This is a genomic window from Oligella sp. HMSC05A10, assembly GCF_001808335.1.
In the GTDB taxonomy this organism is placed as follows: Bacteria; Pseudomonadota; Gammaproteobacteria; order Burkholderiales; family Burkholderiaceae_B; genus Oligella; species Oligella urethralis.
In genome coordinates, this window is the sequence record NZ_KV792910.1 from 14637 (window position 1) to 38168 (window position 23532).

The 23532-nt window shown below is 46.6% G+C and carries 21 protein-coding genes and 1 pseudogene; 9 read left to right on the top strand and 13 right to left on the bottom strand.

Annotated elements, in window-relative coordinates:
• Positions 1–14: 14 nt before the first annotated feature.
• From HMPREF3144_RS05165 to HMPREF3144_RS05190, 6 genes are read right to left on the bottom strand one after another with little or no spacing between them, the layout of a single operon-like run.
• Positions 15–767, bottom strand: coding sequence for an SDR family oxidoreductase (locus HMPREF3144_RS05165; RefSeq protein WP_070476823.1), 753 nt, complete (start codon positions 765–767; stop codon positions 15–17).
• A gap of 16 nt (positions 768–783) precedes the next feature.
• A complete protein-coding gene (locus HMPREF3144_RS05170) occupies positions 784–2217 on the bottom strand; it encodes an aldehyde dehydrogenase family protein (protein ID WP_070476776.1) in 1434 nt (477 codons plus the stop codon).
• Between the two features lie 17 nt (positions 2218–2234).
• The gene (locus HMPREF3144_RS05175) at positions 2235–2906 is read right to left on the bottom strand and encodes an ABC transporter ATP-binding protein (protein WP_070476778.1); all 672 of its coding nucleotides are present in this window, start codon (positions 2904–2906) and stop codon (positions 2235–2237) included.
• Positions 2907–3650: an ABC transporter ATP-binding protein gene (locus HMPREF3144_RS05180; protein WP_070476780.1), complete on the bottom strand. Its 744-nt coding sequence runs from the start codon at positions 3648–3650 to the stop codon at positions 2907–2909.
• The gene (locus HMPREF3144_RS05185; protein WP_070476782.1) at positions 3650–4591 is read right to left on the bottom strand and encodes a branched-chain amino acid ABC transporter permease; all 942 of its coding nucleotides are present in this window, start codon (positions 4589–4591) and stop codon (positions 3650–3652) included. Before HMPREF3144_RS05185 ends, HMPREF3144_RS05180 begins: the two co-directional genes overlap by 1 nt.
• Complete coding sequence (locus tag HMPREF3144_RS05190; protein WP_070476784.1) at positions 4588–5493, bottom strand: branched-chain amino acid ABC transporter permease; 906 nt, start codon at positions 5491–5493, stop codon at positions 4588–4590. The genes HMPREF3144_RS05185 and HMPREF3144_RS05190 overlap by 4 nt, the downstream gene beginning before the upstream one ends.
• Positions 5494–5842: 349 nt before the next feature.
• On the opposite strand from HMPREF3144_RS05190, the gene HMPREF3144_RS11845 reads away from it, so the two are divergent.
• From HMPREF3144_RS11845 to HMPREF3144_RS12005, 3 genes are read left to right on the top strand one after another with little or no spacing between them, the layout of a single operon-like run.
• Positions 5843–6121, top strand: coding sequence for a hypothetical protein (locus tag HMPREF3144_RS11845; RefSeq protein WP_246823901.1), 279 nt, complete (start codon positions 5843–5845; stop codon positions 6119–6121).
• Between the two features lie 58 nt (positions 6122–6179).
• A complete protein-coding gene (locus HMPREF3144_RS11850) occupies positions 6180–6569 on the top strand; it encodes a DDE-type integrase/transposase/recombinase (RefSeq protein WP_371441266.1) in 390 nt (129 codons plus the stop codon).
• Between the two features lie 15 nt (positions 6570–6584).
• Positions 6585–6668, top strand: coding sequence for a transposase (locus HMPREF3144_RS12005; protein WP_141742730.1), 84 nt, complete (start codon positions 6585–6587; stop codon positions 6666–6668).
• Between the two features lie 103 nt (positions 6669–6771).
• Here the strand turns inward: HMPREF3144_RS12005 and HMPREF3144_RS05200 are convergent, their stop codons facing one another.
• From HMPREF3144_RS05200 to HMPREF3144_RS11980, 3 genes and pseudogenes are all read right to left on the bottom strand, one after another.
• Positions 6772–7920, bottom strand: a complete 1149-nt coding sequence (locus tag HMPREF3144_RS05200; RefSeq protein WP_115020215.1) for a deoxyguanosinetriphosphate triphosphohydrolase — start codon at positions 7918–7920, stop codon at positions 6772–6774.
• A gap of 238 nt (positions 7921–8158) precedes the next feature.
• Positions 8159–9232 (bottom strand): annotated as a pseudogene (gene aroB / locus HMPREF3144_RS05205) (3-dehydroquinate synthase); the annotation flags it as partial.
• The gene (locus HMPREF3144_RS11980) at positions 9229–9783 is read right to left on the bottom strand and encodes a shikimate kinase (protein ID WP_070476786.1); all 555 of its coding nucleotides are present in this window, start codon (positions 9781–9783) and stop codon (positions 9229–9231) included. The gene HMPREF3144_RS11980 and the pseudogene aroB, both read right to left, overlap by 4 nt.
• A 172-nt stretch (positions 9784–9955) precedes the next feature.
• Here HMPREF3144_RS11980 and HMPREF3144_RS05215 point away from each other — a divergent pair, with 172 nt between their 5' ends.
• Positions 9956–12421, top strand: a complete 2466-nt coding sequence (locus tag HMPREF3144_RS05215; protein ID WP_070476788.1) for a penicillin-binding protein 1A — start codon at positions 9956–9958, stop codon at positions 12419–12421.
• A 176-nt stretch (positions 12422–12597) separates the two neighbouring features.
• On the top strand, positions 12598–14760 hold the full coding sequence (fadB, locus tag HMPREF3144_RS05220; RefSeq protein ID WP_070476790.1) for a fatty acid oxidation complex subunit alpha FadB: 2163 nt from the start codon (positions 12598–12600) through the stop codon (positions 14758–14760).
• Positions 14761–14842: 82 nt separating this feature from the next.
• Here fadB and cyaY read toward each other — a convergent pair whose 3' ends face one another.
• The gene (cyaY, locus tag HMPREF3144_RS05225) at positions 14843–15175 is read right to left on the bottom strand and encodes an iron donor protein CyaY (RefSeq protein WP_018025448.1); all 333 of its coding nucleotides are present in this window, start codon (positions 15173–15175) and stop codon (positions 14843–14845) included.
• Between the two features lie 92 nt (positions 15176–15267).
• Here cyaY and HMPREF3144_RS05230 point away from each other — a divergent pair, with 92 nt between their 5' ends.
• Genes HMPREF3144_RS05230 through HMPREF3144_RS05240 form a run of 3 tightly spaced genes read left to right on the top strand, consistent with a single transcriptional unit; the run spans position 15268 to position 18095 of the window.
• Positions 15268–15588 (top strand): LPS translocon maturation chaperone LptM, encoded by a 321-nt coding sequence (locus tag HMPREF3144_RS05230; RefSeq protein WP_070476792.1) that lies wholly within the window; start codon positions 15268–15270, stop codon positions 15586–15588.
• Positions 15589–15627: 39 nt separating this feature from the next.
• Complete coding sequence (lysA, locus tag HMPREF3144_RS05235) at positions 15628–16932, top strand: diaminopimelate decarboxylase (RefSeq protein ID WP_070476794.1); 1305 nt, start codon at positions 15628–15630, stop codon at positions 16930–16932.
• Positions 16933–16961: 29 nt separating this feature from the next.
• Positions 16962–18095, top strand: coding sequence for a CaiB/BaiF CoA transferase family protein (locus HMPREF3144_RS05240; protein ID WP_070476796.1), 1134 nt, complete (start codon positions 16962–16964; stop codon positions 18093–18095).
• Between the two features lie 95 nt (positions 18096–18190).
• On the opposite strand, the gene ccsB is transcribed toward HMPREF3144_RS05240, so the two are convergent.
• From ccsB to HMPREF3144_RS05255, 3 genes are all read right to left on the bottom strand, one after another.
• The gene (gene ccsB, locus HMPREF3144_RS05245) at positions 18191–19537 is read right to left on the bottom strand and encodes a c-type cytochrome biogenesis protein CcsB (RefSeq protein WP_018025444.1); all 1347 of its coding nucleotides are present in this window, start codon (positions 19535–19537) and stop codon (positions 18191–18193) included.
• Between the two features lie 11 nt (positions 19538–19548).
• Entirely contained in the window at positions 19549–21654 is a 2106-nt protein-coding gene (locus HMPREF3144_RS05250) for a cytochrome c biogenesis protein ResB (protein ID WP_052043526.1), read from the bottom strand.
• Positions 21655–21858: 204 nt separating this feature from the next.
• Positions 21859–22566 carry a c-type cytochrome gene (locus HMPREF3144_RS05255; RefSeq protein ID WP_018025442.1) on the bottom strand — a complete coding sequence of 236 codons (708 nt, stop codon included), beginning with the start codon at positions 22564–22566 and terminating at the stop codon, positions 21859–21861.
• Positions 22567–22818: 252 nt separating this feature from the next.
• Between HMPREF3144_RS05255 and yihA the strand changes: the two genes are divergently transcribed.
• On the top strand, positions 22819–23445 hold the full coding sequence (gene yihA / locus HMPREF3144_RS05260; protein ID WP_070476798.1) for a ribosome biogenesis GTP-binding protein YihA/YsxC: 627 nt from the start codon (positions 22819–22821) through the stop codon (positions 23443–23445).
• The last annotated feature ends 87 nt before the right edge of the window (positions 23446–23532 follow it).

Genomic DNA, 23532 nt, shown 5'->3' on the forward strand with positions numbered 1-23532 from the left:
AGTTTGATTTATTTTTATATTGTTCTACCGCCGTCCACGGGCAACTCAACGCCAGTGAAAAACTCTGCTTCATCACTAGCTAGAAACACAGCAGCAGCTGCAACATCTTTTGGTTCTGAAAACCTACCTAATGGAATAGTGCCAAGAAATTTTGCGTTGTTCTCAGGCGTGTTAGGTAGCCCAGTAAACAATTCAAACATACCAGTCATACCCATCACTGGACAAATTGCATTAACTCGAATATTATCTGGCCCAAGCTCCACAGCCATTGATTTAGAAAGCAAGTTTACCGCTCCTTTACTACCGTTGTACCAAGTTAATCCTGGACGAGGTCTAATACCTGCGACAGAACCGATATTTAAGATAACCCCTCTTTTCTGCTCCCGCATTACCGGCACTACTGCTTTAGACATTAAGTAAATTGACTTGACGTTGACTGCATAGAGCCTATCAAACTCATCTTCTTCTACTTCGAGCATGGGTTGATTTTTATGAGTAATAGCAGCATTATTTACGACAACATCTACAGATCCAAACATGTCTTTCGTAAATTTAACCAAAGCCTGAACCTGAGTACGGTCAGAAACATCAACTTCAAATGCCCTAACACTCTCCCCTAACTCTTGCGCCACTCGTTCAGCAGCATCTAAAATAATATCCGCCACAACAACTTTAGCCCCTCTTTCTACGTAAGCTTTAGCAATCCCCTCACCAAATCCGCTACCAGCGCCTGTAACTATTGCAACTTTTCCATCTAATCTAAACATAATATCTCCAACCTTTTTAACCATGGAAATGAATTATCGTTTTAGTTGTGCTTAATTCTTCTAAAGCAATAAACCCTTTTTCTCTACCGTGTCCGCTTCTCTTTACCCCACCGAAAGGCAACTCAACTCCACCTCCTGCTCCAAACCCATTGATATAAACTTGACCAGACTTCATTGCCTTTGCGACTCGCATTTGGCGCCCACCATTCTCGGTCCAAACAGCCCCCATCAAACCATAATCAGTGGCATTTGCAAGCTCGATTGCTTCTTCCTCTGTATCGAATGGAGCAGCCACCAGTACTGGACCAAAAATTTCGTCTTGAAAAAGCTGACTATCATGATTATGTGCTTTGAATAGCGTGGGTACAACATAGTATCCTTTAGTAGGCACATTCTCATCTATAGCACCCTCAGCGATAATCTCTAGACCCTCCTGCTTACCCTGCTCTACGTATTTATTAACTCGATTAAATTGAGCTTTGTTAACCACTGGTCCACAATTTAAATCCATAGCAGGTGAACCAACTCTCACCTTAGAAAACTCTTCAGCCAACAAAGCCATGAATTCATCGTAAACATCTCGTTGAACTAATAATCTACTTCCCGCAGTGCAAGTTTGACCTGTATTACCCACAATCCCTTTGACTATCGTTGGAACAGCTAATTTAAAATCAGCATCTTTAAACACCACATGAGCAGACTTACCACCAAGCTCCAAAACGCATTTAACAGCATTAAGTGCTGCCGCCTGTTGAACTAAAACACCTACCTCATTAGATCCAGTGAATGAGACAAAATTAATATCATGATGCTTTGCTAACGCAGCACCAGCCTCCTCACCTAATCCTGTCACTACATTTAATACCCCAGGAGGAAAACCGACTTCCAAAGCCATCTCTGCCACCTTAATAACAGATAGACATGCATCCTCTGCGGGCTTAACAACACATGCATTACCCATTGCTAACGCCGGGGCTACAGCACGACCTAGCATCTGAGCCGGATAATTCCAAGGAATGATATGAGCTGTTACTCCTAATGGTTCTCTGACAACTTGTACGTTATATCCATTCATAAATGGAATGACTTCACCATGGATCTTGTCAGCAGCACCGGCATAAAACTCAAAATAACGAGCTAACACATTGATATCGGTTCTAGCAGTAGTTATTGCTTTGCCTGTATCTTTCGCCTCAAGTTGAGCCAACTCCTCGAGATTTTCCAAAACCTTAGAACTAAGCTTCGTGAGCAAACGACCACGTTCTGCTGCGTTAAATTGTTTCCACTGGTTCTCCACAGCCTCTCTAGCTGCTTTTACAGCCAAATCAATATCCTTAGCGTCCCCCCTCGGAATAGTTGAGAACTTCTCACCATCAACTGGAGACAATACATCAAGAACCCGTCCTGATACAGAGTCAACCTTTTTGCCATTAATTATCATTTGTGTCATCTTATCTCCTTCACAATTTAGATATATTTCTCTTGTAACTTAGTGATGTTTCCACGCTCAATCTGCCAATACTGATCAGGAATACCACTAAGCAATTTAATATTTGATTCTGTAATAACTACCGTTAAATCAGCTCTTATTTGCTTTAGTCTTGATAACGCTTCTGTGTATTCAAAACCCAATTTGGGCGCAAGGCCTTGAAACGGCTCGTCTAAAAGTAATAACCTTTCACCAATCATTACTGCTCGACCTAACGCAACCATTTTTCCCTGACCTCCTGAAAGAGCTGAACCTGAGCGCTCAAGTAACGGTTTTAACTGTGGAATAACCTCTAACACCTCCTCTAACTTTGAATTGGTTTCGGCACGAGAGTAATCCTGAATCTCACAAGGTAAACGTAAGTTTTCCTCAACGCTTAATGTGGGAAAAATTACTCTGTTTTCTGGCGCATAACCTATCTTTAAAAACGCTCTTTGATGAGCCTCTTTCTCAGAAAGAAGATTGCCATCTAGACTAACATCACCATTTTTGATAGTCGTTAAACCCATAATTGTGCGTAATAGTGTTGTTTTTCCCGCACCATTATGACCAACTACCCCGATGGTGGATGCCTTTGGAAATTCGACATTAATATTTCTTAATACACTTGTGTCTGCAAGATCAACACTAAGATTATTAATCTTAAACATTTACTGTTCTCCCAAAACTTCTGAACGAATCATCGGGTTACTTAAAACATCTTCAGGTGTTCCATCTGCAACGATACGTCCAGAAATCCATGCTGCAACACGTGTAGAATACTTTTCTACAATTTCTTCATCGTGCTCAACAAACCAGCTTGTCACATTTCTTTCCGCCAATGCATCCATAATCATTGTCATCAATCCGTGTTTTTCTTCCGCAGCTACCCCACTCGTTGGCTCATCCATAATCAAAAGTTTAGGACGCAAAGCCAATGCCATTGCGATATCAAGCAATTTCCGTTTCCCTTCTGGCAAATCAGCAGACAACTTATTAGCGTCACCATTCAGCCCTACCAATCTCAAAGTTTCATTGATTTCTTCTTGATCGACAGCATTTAATAGTGATTTAAAATATGTCAAATTACCATTCCTACTTGCTGTGGATAATTCAATACACTCTCTAACTGTGTGCTCAGTAAAAAGTTGTGGTAGCTGGAAAGAACGCCCCAATCCAAGTCGAACGATCTTTCTTGGAGAGACACCAGTTATATCTTGATTATCAAAGTAAACTCTGCCTGAATCTGGTTTTAAAAAACCCGTACAGATATTAATAAATGTCGTTTTGCCTGCACCATTTTGACCAATCACAGCTAAACTCTCGCCTTCATATAATTCAAAATCTATATTATCGGCGCCCATCACACCACCAAATTTCAGCGATAACTGTTCAGTTTTTACCAAAGGTTTCATTAACCAACCCTCTTCTTGTCTTCTTGACGTTTAATAAACTCACCAACGACTCCTCGTGGCACCAAAAATATAACTAAAATGAGAGTAACACCTAAAATCGTTTGCCAGAACTCAGGGAAATAAGCAGACGAAAGTAGTTTGACACTTTCAAAAATTGCTGCGCCAATAAAGGCACCAGCAGCATGCACAGCTCCACCCAAAATAGTAATAAAGACATACTCACCAGAACGCAACCACATACCTATTTCTGGAGTAACAAGCCCTTGTATCAACGCAAGAAGTGCTCCTGAAAACCCCACAATAGCTGCGGATAAAATATAGCCTTTCAACATAACGGAATAAGCTGATACCCCTAAATATTCCAACCGTGTTTCATTTGTTTTAATTGCCGATAACGCCTCACCATTACCTGACTTAAAATAACGTTGCACTACAGCAGCTAAGACTAGAGAGCCCACAAGGGCAATAACCAACAAAACAAGTTCAAATTGAGTGCGTTCGAATTCAATACCAAATATCATTGGACGAGAAATCCTAAGACCGTCAGTACCACCAGTAATCTCGTACATTTTCCCTAAAAGGGCAAACAAAACCATACTTAAAGCCAGATTCAGCATGCCGAAGAAAATACTACGATACTTAACAACGAAAACACCAACTAACGCACTAAAAAGAGTACTTATAATCACACTAACCACTATCAATACCACTGTGTCTACACCAGGAAACTCTCTAGAAATGAACGCCAATGAATAAGCAGCGATACAAGCATACATGGCATGACCGAACGATATTTGCCCCGCTCTAGCCATAACTGACACACCTAAAGCTGCAATACCATATGTCAATCCGATAATTAAAGGGGTCACAACCCACGGATTTAAATAGGCGACGATAAACGCAATAATAGCCAACAATAAACTAACAACAGCAACTCTCATATTTTTCTTGTCTCCGCAACTGTAAACAACCCATTAGGACGAATAATTAAAACTAGTACCATGATGATGTATGGAACAGCCACCTCAATTTCTGGCATTGTATATATTGCAAAAGAACGTGCCACTCCAATTAACAGAGCCGCAATTAAAGCACCCGTGATTTGCCCTAATCCAGCCGTTGCAACAACCGCAAATGATAAAACAATCATCTCAGCACCGGCTCCCGGAACCAATGAAGTTGTAGGTGACGCTAAAGCCCCTCCTAAAACTCCTAAAATCGCACCAATCAAAAAAGTAACAAATGCTATTTTCTTGGCATTAATACCTAAAGTTGTTGCCACTTCACGGTCATGAGTAATAGCCACAACCTGCTTCCCAAGCCTAGTTTTTCGTAAAAAGAAAACCAATGTCAAATAAGCTAAAAAAGCTGTAGCGGGAACAATAATGAGTTGATAAACGGTATAAGTAATATTCCCTATTTCAATATTGCCAAAACTGCCTACTACTTGGCTTGCAGAGTATGGTTGCACACCCCAGATAGCTTTTTGCAGATCCTCTAAAATCAGAAACGCTCCAAATGTTAAGAGCAACTTCAATATCGGGTCGTATTTCAAAGATCTTTTAACAAGAGCCAACTCAAAAATAGCACCTAATAAAGAACCCACTACAATCGCCACTAAAAACAAAAGTAGCAAAAGCAGTACTGGCGATTGAGTCTTTGAATAAGCCAATCCAACAGCGGTTGCTGCCGCATAACCTCCATATGCATAAAAAGCTCCATGGGCGATATTTAAAATGCCCATCACACCAAAAATGAACGTTAATCCTAACGACACGAGGAAAAGTAAGCCTGCGTATGAAAACCCATCAACAAAGGCAATCATGATTAAATCAATACTCAAGTTATCTCCCTATTTGTAAATATTTTTTTAGATAAAATGCAAGTCAATCAAAGACTCATGGACTTGAACTAATCATGACAATAGCATGCAAAAAAATTGTGGCTGAACGGTAAAAACCCTATTTTCCATTGCAATTTAACAAACACTGTCTTTCTAATAGCTCAATACATTTGGTTTAAGCTTACACAAATTAATTTTTTCAAAAACACTTGTTGAAATTACCGAAGCCTTATGAGATTTTGTGTAAACCAAGGAAATGCTACTCAACTCTTAATCTGATAATGTTGAGAAAATATGACCATGAGTAATGAGATGAAGTCAGATAATCATTGTTAATCAATGAAGAGAAATGATTAAAGCCATTCAGCAGGGATTAAAAGAAGAAGGCTTTGAGGTATCGATTGCGAAGCTTTGTCGTTGCTTTAATGTTCCATGCCAGACGTTCTACTATCAGACCGTCAAGAAAGCAGCACCCAAAGTCCAAGCGCATTTGGTGGTGCCGATTAAGCAGTTGATTGAAGAGAATCCTTCCTATGGCTATCGCACCGTGACAGCACTACTTGGCTTTAATAAGAACACAGTGCAGCGCATTTTTCAATTTAAGGGATGGCAGGTTAGGAAACGTTGAATCGGTTTTAGACCGCGCGTTGAGAAGAGTCCTCGAACGCTGTGTCTCTGAAGGAACGGTGGCTACAGACCTTTGCTTCGTGTGGAATGGTCGTGATGGTTGGGCAAGCTTAGCGCTCGTGATTGACTGCCATCATCGAGAGTTAATCAGATGGCATTTATCTCGTAATGGTCGTGCGCACATGGCAGGCAGTGCCTTAGAGCAAGCGTTAATTAATCATTTTGGGACATTAGGACGGGTCACAAGACCACTCACCTTGCGCTCAGACAAGGGCTTAATCTTTACCTCACAGCACGATACGTCGTTGGTTAGAAGCTACGGGTTGCGCCAGGAATTTATCATGCCACATTGCCTTCAACAGAATGACATGATTGAACGGTTCATTCGTACGTTCAAAGAGCAATGTGTCCACCGTCAGCATTTTGAGAGCATACAGCATGCTAATTGAGTATTAGCGGATTGGATTAGATTTTACAACCATCATCGCCCACACCAGTCCTTAGGCATGAAATCGCCAATTGAAGTCAGAGAGGCTTTAGTGGCATAATGTGAGCAGAAAATGCTGGGGCAATACATTAAAAAATGGTGAGTTAAATCCGCATATTTGACTTGAACTAAAGAAGCATCAAACGCAAGTCAGAACACCACCCTCAAATCTTATAAATCCGTCGATGCTCTTTAATAGCATAGCGATCGGTCATGCCAGCAATATAGTCTGCTATCCCCCGCGCTTGCCGGTTAGCATCCTTAAAGCGATGGTCTGGCGGTAGCAAACGAGGTTCATCTAAAAAAGCCTCAAACAGCTCATGAATCACACGACGCGATTTCACTGCCATCCGCATCACTTTATAATGGCGATAGAGATTATCCAACAAAAACTTCTTAAGCTCATCCTGCCAGGCTCGCATTGCAGGTGAGAAAGCAACCAAGACTGGGGCATTGGCCACATCCTCAGGCGTTTTAACCCCATAGTGAGTAATTTGCGCTAGCGTATGATCAGTCACGTCCCGAATTAGGGTATTAATCATCCGGCGAATCGTTTCCGCAATAAGACGCTTACCACCCAAGCTCGGATAGCGCTGCTTCACATGCTGATAATGCTGAGCAAAAATTTCCACCCGACTCAGCTGTTCTAGCGTGATTAAACCGGAGCGCAAACCGTCATCAATATCATGGTTGTTATACGCGATTTCATCGGCTAAATTAGCCAGTTGCGCTTCTAAAGAGGGCTGTTTGCCCTCAAGAAAGCGCTGCCCTACCTCGCCAAGTTCACGCGCATTTTTTAAGGAGCAATGCTTTAAAATACCGCTCCGCGTTTCAAAGCTCAGATTTAAGCCATTAAAATCAGCGTAGCGCTCTTCTAGCTCGTCCACCATGCGCAAACTTTGTAAATTATGCTCAAAACCACCCACCTCCTCAGGTAAATGGCCACGCATATACTCATTTAAGGCATCCTGACCAGCGTGACCAAAGGGTGTATGCCCTAAATCATGCGCTAAACAAATGGCCTCAACCAAATCCTCATTAATCAATAAGTTTCTAGCCAAGGCACGCCCTATCTGGGCCACTTCTAAACTATGGGTTAGCCGGGTGCGGAATAAATCACCCTCATGATTAACAAAAACCTGGGTTTTATACTCAAGGCGCCTAAATGAACTGCAATGAATAATGCGATCCCGATCGCGCTGAAAAGGGCTGCGCTTAGGATCCGCTTCCTCGGCATAACGACGCCCGCGTGATGCCTCAGGGTGTACCGCATAGGAAGCCAGATTAGCAATGCAGATCATGCGCTCACTCATCAGTCGCTGGCCTGACACCGTCAATACCGTAGATACCACCGGTACGCCCCGTACCAGCACCTGCATCGCGGGCAATTTGCGCTTGACGCGCCACCTCTGCCGCCGCTTCCGAACTATCGACTACCGTACTAAGCGCTTCACTTGCTGCCACCGAGGGCGTCACTGCCTGGCGAGACTCGCTCGCCGTATCAGCAACTTCTGGCGAGCTCAGCGCTTTGCTAGCCTTAACCTCAGCCGAGGTCGTTTTGCTCAATACCAAACTAAGCAGCTCTTGCGGCGCACCTTGTACCTTCGCCTGACCAATTTTTTCTAAGAGCACAAACTTAATTTTGCCGCCACTTGCCTTTTTATCGAGCTTCATGGTGTCAAACCAAGTATCCTTGCCACCTAAGGCAGGCGCTACCGTAGGACAACCGATCTGTGCTACCAAACGGCGTACACGCTCTACATCCTCTTGGGGGAAATTGCATACTAGCGCCGACAGCTCTGCTGCCTGCACCATGCCACAACCGACCGCCTCACCGTGCAACCACTCACCATAACCTAAGCCATTTTCAATCACATGCGCAAAGGTATGGCCAAAATTCAGAATCATGCGACGATTCGACTCCTTTTCGTCCTCTTCGACCACTTGTGCCTTTAATTCACACGCACGGTGAATAGCATAATTAATCGCTTGTGGCTCCAACGCCTTCAGCTCCTCCACAAACTCCTCGCACCAATCAAAAAACTCACGATCCATGATCAGACCGTACTTAATGACCTCAGCAAGACCTGCGGCAATCTCACGCTGCGGCAAGCTTTTTAAGACATTAATATCAATATCAACAGCAATGGGCTGATAAAACGCGCCCAGCAAGTTTTTACCTAAGGGATGGTTAACTGCGGTTTTACCGCCTACGGATGAGTCCACCTGAGCCAATAAAGTAGTCGGCACCTGTACAAAACGAATACCGCGCATAAAAGTTGCTGCGGCAAAGCCACCCAAATCACCAACGACCCCGCCACCCAAAGCCACAAGCACCGATTTGCGATCCAGTTTATGCTCTAGCATAAAGGTAAAGACCTCATTTAAGGTATCGAGATTTTTATACTGCTCACCATCAGGGATATCAAAGCAATAAATCTCCTTACCGCTAGCCTTTAACGCCTTTAATGCCGTGTCTCCATAAAGCTGACGTACGGTCGGATTACTCAACAACAAGATGGCACTGGTATCCGGCGGTATGGAGGTAGCAAGCTGCTGCATCAGATTTGGCGCAATCTCAATCGGATAGGAGCCGCCAGGTACATTTACTCTCACAATACTCATTTAGAATCTCTTTCAGCTAATAAGTTAATCATTTGATCGACTACCGTATTGAGTGAATCCGCCGCCGAATCAATAATATGATCGGCCATTGACTCATAAATATCGGCACGTGCAGCCAATAACTCAGCTAAACGGGCTTTAGGATCAGGGGTGGCTAATAAAGGCCTATTTTTATCCTTGGCCACGCGACGATAAAGCTCATCCACATCCACCCGCAGATAAAAAACCTCACCGTAGCACTGCATTAATTGTCGATTAGCCTCAGCTAAGACCGCACCACCACCGGTGGCTAAGACAATTTCGTCCTCTAACAACACGTCCTGCAATACCTCTGACTCACGCTTACGGAACCCTTCCTCACCTTCGATGTCGAAGATAGTCGGGATGTCGACACCGCAACGCTCAACAATGGCATGATCCAAATCGACAAACTTGCGTCCGATTTTTTTGGCCAAGGCACGGCCGATTGTTGTTTTACCGGCACCCATCATCCCGATCAGGATGATGAGGCTTTTTGTGGGCAAATCCTTAGGTGCTACCGTGTCAGTCATCGTCTTGTAAAACGTTATCGTAATTTTTAATTAGTTAAAATGGTGGTTTAGCCAAATTTTACACATTTCCCGCTGTCTTTGTTGTGATTTTAAAGCTAAACTAGGGGCTACGTTTAAAATAGCCGTATTGTATCCGGGTTTATCCCTTCGCTTCTGAAAGCGTATTTTACCTATGAGTCAAAAAAAGCAATCACCTAAAGTTTCAGGTTTCGGTGCCTTTATTGGTCGCTTTATTATTAAAGTATTGTTCCTCGGCGCAGGCTTAGCAGTGTGCGGGCTAATTTTCGGCACCCTCGTCGTCAGCTCCGTGTGGCCCAACTTACCTAACCTGACTGCCATGACGGACTACCGTCCACGCATTCCCTTGCGTATTTATTCCGCAGACAAAATCCTGCTTGCCGAGTATGGTGAGGAGCGGCGTAATGTCCTGCGTATCGACGAGTTCCCTGAAAAGATGAAATTAGCCATTTTAGCGGCTGAGGATGATAACTTTTACGAGCATTCCGGTGTGGATTGGCGTGGCGTGATTCGTGCTGTGTTAGCCAACCTCTCCTCCGGCGGCCGCGCTCAAGGTGCCAGTACCATCACCATGCAGGTGGCGCGTAACTTCTACTTAAGCACTGAAAAGTCCTACTTGCGTAAGTTTTATGAATTGCTATTAACTTACAAAATTGAAGAAAATCTGACCAAGGATCAGATCCTTGAACTCTATATGAACCAGATTTATTTGGGCCATCGTTCCTACGGTTTCTCAGTGGCGGCGCGTACCTACTTTGCCAAGCCTTTATCCGAGGTCAGCTTAGCCGAAGCGGCAGTGTTAGCCGGTATTCCCAAGGCCCCATCAAACAACAACCCGCTCACCAATCTACAAGGTGCGCTTGATCGTCAGCACTATGTGTTAAATCGTATGTTGCGTTTAGGCTATATCACTCAAGCGGAGTTTGATGAGGCGCGCGCCGAGGCGGTGACCACACGCTCCATGGCGGAGGTAGAAAGCGAGGAGTCGGCCCGTATTACCCAAGCCCAACGCCAAGGTAGCTATGTGGCAGAACTGGCACGTCAACTGATGTACTTGACTTACAAGGACAATGTCTACGGTCGCGGCTTAAACGTGTATACCACCATTGACTCAAAGGATCAGGCGGTGGCTTATCGTGCCTTACGCAAAAACATTATGCAGTTCACCAATAACCGCCCTTACCCGGGACCAGAGGGTCAAATTGAGTTGGCTGAGGGGGTAGAGCATGATGATAAGGCCATGGAAAAAATCATTTATGAGGTGCGTAAATCGCATCCTAATGACGATGATTTATTAGTCGCGGTGGTGCTTTCTTCCGCTGCGGACAAGGTCACCTTAATACGCCGTGTGGGTGAAATTATTGAGCTCAGCGGCAAGGAATTAAATAACGCACGCCGCGCCTTACCTCCCAAGCCTAATAATGCTAAACCCATTTTGCGCGGTTCAATCGTCTATATTCAACGTTTTGGTGAAAATGGCTGGAGCATTGTCAATCAGCCACAAGTCGAGGGTGCTTTTGTGGCGCTCAATACCAAGACCGGTGCAATTCAATCCATGGTGGGTGGCTTTAACTTCTACCGCGGCGACTTTAATCGCGTGACCCAAGCTTGGCGTCAACCCGGTTCAACCTTTAAGCCCTTTATCTACGCTGCCGGCCTTGAGCGCGGTTTAACCCCTGAAACTCGCATTTCGGATCAGCCCTTTGTGCTGACTGCCCGTCAAACGGGCTCCAAACCATGGCAGCCTAAAAACTACGGCGGTCGCTACACGGAGAGTCAAACCATGCGTAACGGTCTCTACCAGTCACGCAACATGGTCTCAATTCGTATCCTAGAAGCTGTGGGTGCGGACTTTGCCCGTGACTACATCACCCGTTTCGGCTTTGATATCCGTCGTCAACCGCAAAAAGGCGCATACCTCACCATGGCGCTAGGCGCTGGTAACGTCACGCCTTTACAAATGGCAGGTGCGTATGCCGTCTTTGCTAATGGCGGTTATCGTGTGAATCCGTACATTATTGACTATGTACTCGATCCGGATGGTAATGAAATCATGCGTGCCCAACCGCAAAAAGCCGGCGATGAGGCCAATCGCGTATTAGATGCACGTACGGCCTATGTGATGAATGATCTACTCCATGGGGTAGCCACCTCGGGGACCGCCGCACGCACGACCGGCACCTTAGGCCGCAAGGATTTACACGGCAAAACCGGTACCACGAACCAAGCTTTTGATGCGTGGTATGCCGGTTACACCCGTGATTTAGTGGGTGTTGCTTGGTTAGGCTATGACCAACCACGCTCTTTGGGTAGTAATGCCACTGGCGGTCAATTAGCCATGCCGATTTGGATCGAATATATGCAGACCGCCCTCAAAGGCACACCCGTGACCGCCCCTGGCCCCCTACCTAAGGGTTTAGCCAAAAACGGCGGCAACTACTACTTTGAGGAGTTCCCTCAGGGCAAGGCTATCGCTAATCTCGGCACCCGTGGCGGAGCCACGACCGGTGGCGGTGGTGGTGAAGCGCAGCGCTTCCGCCCCATTCAGCCACGACGTGACCCGGTGCAACGCACTATCGAGTCCTTTAACCCAACCGGTGGTGCGCCCATACGATTCTAAGGGCAGCACAGACTTGGCAAAGCTTTTTATGACCGTTACGCGTTTTCGTAGCGGTCATTTTTTTGTCTTGGTAAGGACTTTCAAAGATGCTAAAACAACGTATGATTATAGTAGTATGTCAAAAGACAAGTCTTAGCGGATTTTTACTTAAACCAAAGAGTGATTAGGAGTAAGCAATGATTCATTCCGGACCGGCCATTACGGTGCAAATGTTAGATGACGGCATTGCCGAGTTCAAATTTGATTTACAAAATGAATCGGTTAATAAATTTAACCGTGTGACCTTAGATGATTTAGATGCGGCGGTGCAAGCGGTAAAAGCACATCCTGAGATTCGGGGGCTGTTAGTCACCTCTGGTAAAAACTTCTTTATCGTCGGTGCTGATATCACCGAATTCGGCGGCGTCTTCGCTCATGGTCGCGACTATATTCAAGACTGGACCATGGATATTCACCGCATTTTTAACGCCTTTGAAGACTTGGATATTCCAAAAGTCGTAGCGATTAACGGCTTTGCCTTAGGTGGCGGCTTTGAAATGTGCTTAGCCAATGACTATCGTGTGATGAGTGATAAGGCACAAGTCGGTCTACCAGAATTAACCCTTGGCTTAATCCCTGGTTTTGGCGGTATTATTCGTCTGGCGCGGGTGATTGGTATGGCTAAAGCCATTGAATGGATCAGCTCCACTCGCCCTCGCAAAGCCGCCGATGCCCTGGCTGACGGCGCGGTTGATGAGGTCGCTGAACATGATAAACTGCGCGATACCGCCTTAGCAGCACTTAAAAGAGCCATTGCCGGTGAGATTGATTGGCAAGCCAAACGTGCCCTTAAACTACAAGCCGTTGAGGTACCAGGTGGTGCTGCCGATAGCTATTTTGAAGGCGTACGTGCAGAGCTTGCCAAAACCACTAACCCTGAGCAATATCCAGCCAGCAAAGCGTTTTTAGATGTGATTGAAAAGTCAGCAGACATGGCACGCGATCAGGCGGTAGCGGTAGAAGCCGAGCATTTTGCTGGCGTGGCGGTAACCCCACAAGCCGATGCCTTAATCGGTTTATTCTTAGCCGATCAGGTCATTAAACGCGCTGCCAAGAAAAACGCTGCTGCCGCACGTGAGGTGAAAAAAGCGGCCGTACTCGGTGCCGGCATTATGGGTGGCGGTATTGCCTACCAAGCAGCCACCAAAGGCACAGCGGTGATTATGAAGGACATCGGTCAGGCACAGCTTGACTTAGGCATGAATGAGGCTGAAAAGCAATTAGCGCGCCAGTTACAGCGCGGTCGCATCAGCGAGGACAAAAAGAACGCTACCCTCAAACTGATTGAACCCAGCCTAAGCTACGACGGCTTTAATGCCGTGGATATTGTGATTGAAGCAGTCACTGAAAACATCAAGGTTAAGGACACCGTGCTCAAGGAGGCTGAAAATGCGCTTCGCGAAGACGCAATTTTAGCGTCTAACACCTCAACCATTTCCATCACGGAGCTCGCCAAGGGACTACAGCGTCCAGCGAATTTTGTTGGGATGCACTTCTTTAACCCAGTACCGGTTATGCCTTTGGTTGAGGTAATCCGTGGCGAGCAAAGCTCCGATGAAGCCATTGCTACCGCTGTTGCCTTAGCCCTCAGCATGGGTAAATCACCAATTGTGGTGCAAGACTGCCCCGGCTTTTTGGTTAATCGTGTGCTATTCCCCTACTTCGGTGCCTTTGACCGTTTAATTAAAGACGGCGCTTGCCTGATTAAAATCGATCAAGTGATGGAGGACTTCGGTTGGCCGATGGGTCCTGCTTACCTATCCGATGTGATTGGTTTAGACACTTGCGTCCATGCATCCAAAGTGCTAGCGGACGGTTTCCCTGATCGCATGAAAACTGATTATACCGGCGCCACTGAGGCATTATTTAAGGCCGATCGTTTAGGTCAGAAAAACGGCAAGGGTTTCTACAAATATGTTGCCGATGACAGTGGTCGTAAGCGCAAAACCGCTGATGATGAGGTAAAAGACATCCTCGCCCCTCATGTGGACGCCGCTGCGCCAGGTTCAGTGGACTTTACGGCGGAGGAAATTCGTGATCGCCTAATGCTCGCCATGTGCAACGAAGTTGCCCGCTGCATCGATGAGAAAATCGTCGCCAGCCCCGAAGAAGCGGATATGGCCCTCATCATGGGTCTTGGTTTCCCAAGATTCCGCGGCGGTGCTTTACGTTATATCGATCAAACGGGTCTTAAGGAATACGTCGCCCTGTGCGATCGCTACGCCCACCTCGGTAAGGTCTATGAAGCGCCGCAAATTCTGCGTGAGATGGCCGCCAAAGGTGAACGCTTTTTTAATTAATTAATGCGACAATAAAAAATGCCGATCGTCACCACTGTGGCGATCGGCATTTGACAATCGTGCGCTGCGCATCAAAGCAAAGCTAAGGGATTCTCACCTCAAGCTTTTGCCCAGCCAAACCCGTACAGAGCTCGCTCAGACGCTCGTCTAGATTAGGACCACCGCGGGTATCGACCCACTTACCGTCTTGGTAACCATAGTGCCAAGCGCCACTAGGGGCAGCTAACCACATCTCCTGTAAGGGTGACTGGCTATTTAAGACTAGATGATCGCTACGATTAAACACAATGGTCAACACCTGACCGTCCAAGTTCGTATCCAAGTCTAGATCCAACTCATCAAACCAGCCTTCCGCTTGATCTTCGACTTCGGCCAAAATGGCATCTGCTAAGGCAAGGAATTCAGATTCTGTCATAATATATTCTTCTAAAAACAATTAGTTAAAATAGGCTAAGCTTTTTAGATACTATAACAAAGCAAGCTTCTATTTACAGATGATTGGATTTCATGTTAATTAAATTATTTCATTCGGACAAGAACGACCTTGTGCCCAGTGGGGCTACCGCTAAAAAGCTCGTGCTCGTGATTGCAGGCGCCTTATTGCTGACGGCTTGCGGTCAAAAAACACCAGTTTACCTGCCATCAGGCGCTCAAAAGCAGGCGATGCAGGAGCGTGAAGCACGCATCAAGGCACGCAAAGCGGCGCTTAAGCATGAGACACCAGAGCAACGCGCTGCCCGTGAAGCTCGTATCGAATACGGCAAGCAGCGCGCCAAGGCCTACCGTCAGTCCCAAGAGACCTTATCTAACGAGGATACGCAGCCTTAGGACTAAAGCACATCAGCCATTCTTTTTATTTTTACGACTATGCAACATCACTTAGCTCATTCCACCACTCGCACACCAGTTGGTGCCCCCCATTTCCACTACCAAGATCATGCCTTATATGTTGAACAGCTTGCTATTAAAGCACTGGCTGAGCAGTATGGTACGCCCTTGTACATCTACTCTAAAGCAGCATTAAAGGCGGCGTGGGCGCGCTATCAGGAAGCAATTGATGGGCGTGATGTGTTAATTTGCTATGCCATGAAGGCGAACTCAAACTTAGCCATTTTAAATTTATTTGCCCAATGGGGGGCTGGCTTTGATATTGTCTCCGGCGGCGAATTGGCACGTGCTATCAAGGCCGGCGCCGATCCGCAGAAAATCATTTTTTCTGGTGTGGGCAAGCAGGCTTGGGAGATTAAAGCCGCATTAAACGCTGGCATTAAGTGCTTTAACGTAGAGTCCATCCCGGAGCTCGCGTTAATTCAAGAAGTTGCCGCAACCATGGATAAAAAAGCGCCGGTTTCCTTACGGATTAATCCAGATGTGGATGCAAAAACGCATCCCTATATTTCTACCGGTCTCAAAGATAATAAATTCGGTATTGCCATGGAGGATGCGCTGGCTACCTATGAGCATGCCATGTGCTTATCGCATGTGGACATTGTCGGCTTAGACTGTCATATCGGCTCACAAATCACCGAATTAGCACCCTATCAAGATGCATTAGCGCGTTTATTAAGCTTAATGGATCAATTAAAGAGCAAGGGCATTCAATTAAAGCATTTGGATATTGGCGGTGGCTTAGGCATAAGCTACCTGAACGAGGAGGTACCACATCCACGTGACTTAATTAACACCACCCTTGCAACACTGCAAGCCCGTGGTTATGCTGACGTACAGTTAGTGCTGGAGCCGGGTCGCTCTTTAGTAGGTAATAGCGGCATGTTAGTGACGGAAGTACTGTTTTTAAAGCAGGGTGAGAGCAAAAACTTTGCTATCGTGGATGCCGCCATGAACGACTTACTCCGCCCCACACTCTACGATGTTTATCATGGCGCCTTAGCGGTAGAGCTTAAGGCAGGTGAAACGCAACGTTATGATGTGGTCGGTCCCGTTTGTGAATCGGGTGACTGGTTAGCCAAGGATCGAGATTTTGTCATTGCCCCAGGGGCATTCATTGCCATTGAGTCAGCGGGCGCCTATGGCTTTGTGATGAGCAGTCAGTACAATAGCCGCCCGCGCGCTGCTGAGGTACTGGTCGATGGTGATAAAAGCTATGTGATTCGACGCCGTGAGACCATTGAGGAGCTATTTGAGCACGAGCATATTCCCAACGCTATCTAAACCATGCAACAGCTTAGGAGAGACCCACGATGACTAGACCCCTTAGCGGTATTCGTGTGATTGAAATGGCCGGTATTGGACCGGCGCCCTTTTGTGCCATGATGTTAGCCGACATGGGCGCAGAAGTCATCCGTATCGATCGCCATGGTGATACCTTTCTGGGCGGTGGCGGCACCGTGATTGAACGCGGTCGCCGCAATCTGATCCTAGACTTAAAACAGGATGAAGCCAAAGCCATTGTTAAACGACTGCTCGCTCAGGCTGATGTATTGATAGAACCCTACCGCCCTGGGGTGATGGAAAGACTAGGCTTAGGGCCCGAGGATTGTTGGGCAATTAATCCAAAATTAGTCTATGGTCGCATGACCGGTTGGGGACAAGATGGCCCCTTAGCCAAAACAGCAGGGCATGATATTAACTATATCGCTGTCTCTGGTGCTTTACACGCCATGGGTCAGGGCGATGAACCACCAAGCCCACCACTGCATCTGGTGGGGGATATGGGTGGCGGTGCGATGATGCTTGCCTATGGCATTGTGTGTGCACTCTTTGAAAGTCAGCGCTCTCAAAAGGGACAAGTGGTGGATGCTGCCATCACCTCAGGCGCTTCGCTGATCAGCACCATGTACTATGCCTTAGTGAAGCAAGGGCTATGGAATGTGGAGCGTGACGCAAACCTGCTCGACGGCGGAGCCCCCTTTTATAGTTGCTATCGCTGCGCCGATGGTAAATTTATTGCCATTGGTGCGATTGAACCCCAGTTCTATCAGCTCTTAGTCGAGCTTTGTGGGGTACAGGATCAGGCCATTTTCCAAGAGCAAATGAATAGGGCCTTATGGCCACAACAAAAACAGGCATGGGCTGAGCTCTTTGCTACTAAAACCCAAGCCCAATGGTGTGAGATCTTAGAAGGCACTGATGCCTGCTTTTCACCCGTGTTAGATTTTAATGAAGCGGTGCATTACGCACATCACCAAGCAAGAGATAGCTTTCAGCAGCTAGACGGTATCGCTTGCCCAGCCCCCGGACCTATACTAAGTCGCACCCCCGCCACGGCAGGTGAAGTGCATCCAGCCGGTGCGCATACCGCAGCCATCCTACAATCACTTGGCTATTCGGCAGAAGAAATTCAAGGCTTTAGAGAGCGTAAGGTGTGTAATTAACTAAGCAAGTTACTGCGGCTACTCGCACAGCAGAAAGACGCTGCACCACAAAAAAGCGCTGATGAAAAAGCAATCATCAGCGCTATTTTTATACTTTATAGCTCACCATAAGAGTGTAAGCCGGAGAGGAAGATATTTACCCCTAAGAAGGCAAAGCTTGTTACCACCAGCCCGACTAAGGCCCAATACGCCATCACTTGACCACGCATACCGCGCATCAAGCGCAAATGCAACCAAGCCGCATAGTTTAACCAAACGATAAAGGCCCACGTCTCCTTAGGGTCCCACTGCCAGTAAGTACCCCAGGCATCTGCCGCCCAGAACGCGCCAAGTACGGTAGCAACGGTAAAAAATGCAAAACCGATGGAGATAGCGCGGTACATAATATCGTCCAACACCTCAAAGCTCGGTAAATGCGCCGCAATGCGCTTACGTGCTAATAAAATCCCGGCGACAATCAGCACACTCACACCGAAGTAAATAACCCAAACACCGTAGTCACCACGAGAACTAAAGATCAAAGGCTCTGCTACCAAAGCACCGCCCACCAATAACAGCGGAATCATCGGTCGCCAAGAGGTAGTCTCACCATGCAATTTCACCAGATAAGCAAAGCCCACCATGGCAGCCAATGCAAAGGTACCGTAACCCACGAAGTTTGCCGGCACATGCAACTTCATCCACCAACTGTTTAAAGCATTATTAAGTGGTTGAATCGTGGCCGCATCACGTAAAAAGGTGTACCACAGTAAAAAAGTCACCGCCGACGCCACCACCAACATCACAAAACCACCTAAGGCGCGGGTATGATAGCGGCGCTCATAATACAAATAAAAAAGCACAGTAATTAAACAGAAGAGAACAAACACCTCGTATAAATTACTGACTGGGATATGACCCATATCGAAAGCAATCAGATGACTCTCACGCCAACGCACTAATAAACCGATAGAGCCCATCACCGTTCCGGCCCAAGCAAAAGCCGACCCCATCCAGCTCAAGCGCTCACTGATTAAACCTAACCAATAGGCCACGGTGGACATAAAGAATAAGGCACACATCCACAGCACAGCGGATTGTGATGAAAGAAAATACTTTAAGAAAAAGTTGCTTTCCGCCTTGGACAGATCGCCACCGTAGAGCAAGATTGCAAAGACGGATAGCGCAAAGGTCAGGATCAAATAACTGCGCAGTGGACGCCACAACCAGCCCACCCATACAATGGCAAAGGTAGAGCTAACAAGGATAACTTTTTCATAGATATCCATGGAGTCCGACCACTCGAGCAGAAAGTAAACCGCCGCCGCCATCAAGACGAGGAAAAACACAATATCGGTCCAATTAAAGCGACCGCGATGACGCTCAGTCGTAACCTCAGCGGACGCTTTTTCCCATTTGGCTGCCACCGAGGCAGCTTTTGATTGTGCAATTGTTTGACTCATTGTAATTACCCCTAACTCCTTGCGACATCCGAGAAATCATGCTTAAACTTAGCAAACTCCTTGCGGAAGTCTAATGTCCGCTTATGCGAAGTCATTGCCGCTTTAATCTCGCTACCACCGTCCGCACAGCGGTTAACCCAGAACCAAATGCGACGGTCACGCACATACAGCATCATAAAGACACCGATCATTAAGAACATGGTACCTAAATAAACAATCCATTTACCCGGCGAACGCGTGGCTTGCAATACGCTCGCCTGCACGTGCTCGAAGGTCTTGAGTTGTAAGGTCATCGGCACCGGATAATGGGTTAAATCAGATAAGGCACGAATGGCCAAATTAAGCCATTGCGCATTTTGCTCAACCAGCTCGAAACTCTCAAAATTCAATGCTGGATAGCCTAGATCCTGACGCACATACTCGCGCACCTTCATTGTACTAAAAACGATATAGTCACGCATTAAGCGCTGCATTGGCTCTCGTAGCTCAGCAGGCAGACGCTCGGCCTCCGGCACACCCTCACCGCTGATGTAGCGATCTAAACCGGGAAAACCGCCCTCAGCAAAAACATTTAAGGCCGTATCCGCCATACTAATAATAGCGGCTGCCGGCACCTCGGGACTTTCCATCATTTGTGAGTAATCCCTAGCAATACGCGTGCGCGTAGACTGCTGACTCAAGGCCGTGCGCATGGCTAAAAACTCATCTAAGGCACCCTTATCATCTGCCGGTACATAAATGTAGCGGAAGCCTTGGCCAGACTCATCCGCAATACCGAATAAATACACCAATCCCTCGTCCAAAGGCACTGGCAACATATAGTTTTTAAACTCAATGGATTGATTTGCCGCATTGGTCAAGGTGTAAGTGAAACTGGGGCCAACATTATGCACCTTTTCATTATTTTTGCGGGCGGCACTACCAGTCACTGCAACCACCTGCTCCTGTAAGCTGCGCTTAGTTTCACCGGGCTTGGAAAGATCCTCAACATTAATCGGTGTAAAGCCGGTAAAGCGGACTAGATACGGATCGCCCCCATCAACCAAGCTAAGCTGCATGGGGATCGCTGAGCCCACCTCACCCTGCACATCAAATGCCGCTTTGGCGCCTGACTGTAGCGGTAGCGCTGTCAGATAAAGCTTGGAACCGCCATCATCAAAGCTAGACTGGTATAAGGTTACGCCATTAATGGTATAGGGGTGATTGACCTCAATAATATGATTGTCGGTTTTGCCCGTTCGATAGTCCGTAATATCCACATCACTGGCAAAGCGCTTGGGCATACCATTAGACTGGTAATATTCGATAATAAATTTATTTAACTTGACCTGAAAGGGCAATTCCTGCATAAAAAAGCCACCGCCAATGCTTAATAAGGCATAGTCAGACGCCTGCCCTTCAGAGATCATCATATTGCCGCGAAAGCTCGGGTTATTCGTGGCATAGCGTGAATCCTCCTGCACCTGCGCCACAAAACGCACCTCTTCGGGAATCGCCCGCTTAAAACCAGTCCAAATTTGTAAGCGATTAGGTAATTCACTATCCAACAAACCGCCAACACAAATCACCACAATCGCCATATGGGCAAAAATAAAGCCTAAACGATTGCTACTACCCTTTTTAGCCGCTAATAAAACCGTATCACCATCGACCTTTTCCTTAAACTGATAGCCATGATGCCTTAGCCAAGAGCGACCTAAGGTGACGCTCTCCTCTTGTGACAAATCAGACGCAAGCTCAAGCTTATGCGGAAAAGCGCGTAAGCTTGTTTGACGTACGTACTCACGGAAAGTACGCATATCTTTGATCATTTTAGGGACGTTACGAATCAGACACACGGTCGTGGAAACGACCAAAAAAGCCATGATCAGCAAGAACCACCAGGTATTATAAATTTCTGCTACGTCAAACTTACTGAAAACGGAGTACCAATAAGTACCGAACATATCGATATACTCGATTTCAGTCATATTTTGCTGAAGCACGGTACCGATAATCGTCGCAATTGCGATAAAGGTTAAAAGACTGACTGCAAAGCGCATTGAGCCCAGCAGCTCATAAATATCTCTGCCTACACTTCGTGAGCGCTTTGCGCCCTGAATCTTATCGTTTTGCATAACAGGGTAACAGCAGGCTCCCGATGGAGCTCAACAAACAATGTAAAGATAAGTGGGTGATGAATTTTTGCGCATCTCGTAAATACTACAAAACGCAAAAAAATTTTACAGGGTATTTGAGTGCAATAAGGCTCTAGAGTTCCCTAGAGCCTTAAAATAATTCCTCTTCCCTAAACGTGGGGTACAGGTATAGAATCGAATCGATTAACGAATACCGGCAGCATAATCCGCCACTGCCTTAATATCCTGGCGACTCATGCGATTAGCAATCTCAGCCATGTGGTTTTCCGTACCGGCATTATCACGTTCACCGTCAGCAAAGGCAATCAGCTGCTCATACAGATACGATGGCACCTGACCACTCAAACGAGGATACTGTCCCGGAATACCGTGACCATCCGCACCGTGACAAGAAGCACAGGCAGGGACATTACGCTCGGGAATACCGCCACGCCAGATCTGACGACCACGTTGCACCATCACCTGATCCGCCGCTAACTCAGCCACCGAAGGCTTGGTCAACTCAAGACTACTCACGAATAATGCTAAATCAGCCATCTCCTGCTCCGTCATCTGCACCACGTTAGGCGCCATCAACATGGCGTTTTGGTTGCGACGATGACTTTGTGTCGCGCCCTCAGGCACCTTGAAGTTTTTGAGCTGATTCAAAATATACTCATAGGATTGACCGGCAATATGCGGGTAAAGAGATACCATGCTCATGCCATCAGCACCATGACAGGCAATACAGGTGGCAATACCACGTGCCGGGTCACCATTCATATAGAGTTGCTGACCGCGTTCAAAATCCGGCTTAACTGGACCAACTGCAGTTTGAGCAAGGGCAGCACCACTAGCCATACTTAAAGCTAAACCACCAGCCATGACAATTTTAGAAATAACGTGCTTCATGAATATCCTCTGAAACCATACCAATAAAAGGCAGGTGCCAATTTAACACTAATAGCGAGCTCGACCAGTTGATGATAAACTACCTAAAAACAAGCCGCTCAAATACAAATAAACGCTCTATATTTTAAAGCAATATGCGATAAATAGTTGCAATTCATATGCTTTGTAATAAATTTTAGCCGCTTTGTCGATTCATTTTAAGCAAAAACGATACAATATAGAGATTATTCACTATCAATTTGTCTCAGCGCAATGTCTCTTTTACACAGAGCCACCTTTTATCAGTCGGCTAGCATGGTTTCACAGCTACCTGCGCCCCGAGGTCCCGAGGTATGTTTTGTAGGACGCTCTAATGCAGGCAAATCCTCAGCCATCAACGTCCTTACCAACCAAAAGCGTCTAGCCTATTCGAGTAAGACGCCCGGTCGTACCCGCCTGATTAATATGTTCGGCATCCCCGATCCCTTGGATCCGGAGCACCCTTTAGGCTATCTGGTTGACCTACCCGGCTACGGCTATGCCTCGGTTGCGCTTGCAGCACAGCAAGAGTGGGGGCGTGAGCTAGGCAACTACCTCGTGCAGCGCCCTTCCCTAGCCGGTGTGGTCTTGCTCATTGATATTCGTCGTGGTATCACCAAGCAGGATTATGGTTTAGTTGAGTGGATTGCCCAAGCCAAGCGCCCGGTACTGATACTGCTGACCAAAGCGGATAAGCTCCCCTACGGTCAACGACAAAAAGCGATTGCCACCATTCGCAAGGAGGTAGCAACACAGCTAGGCGATGTTGAGACCATTGCATTTTCGGCGACCAATCGTATTGGTCTGGAAGAGGCAACGGAGAAAATCCTTAACTGGATCTCACCCCAAGTAGTGCCTTAATCAGCTAATCTATCAGCAAAAGCTACCGCCTACTGTCGTACAGCCTTTGACTGGGCAGCTAGCCTAGGCGTAGCACTGAGGCCACCA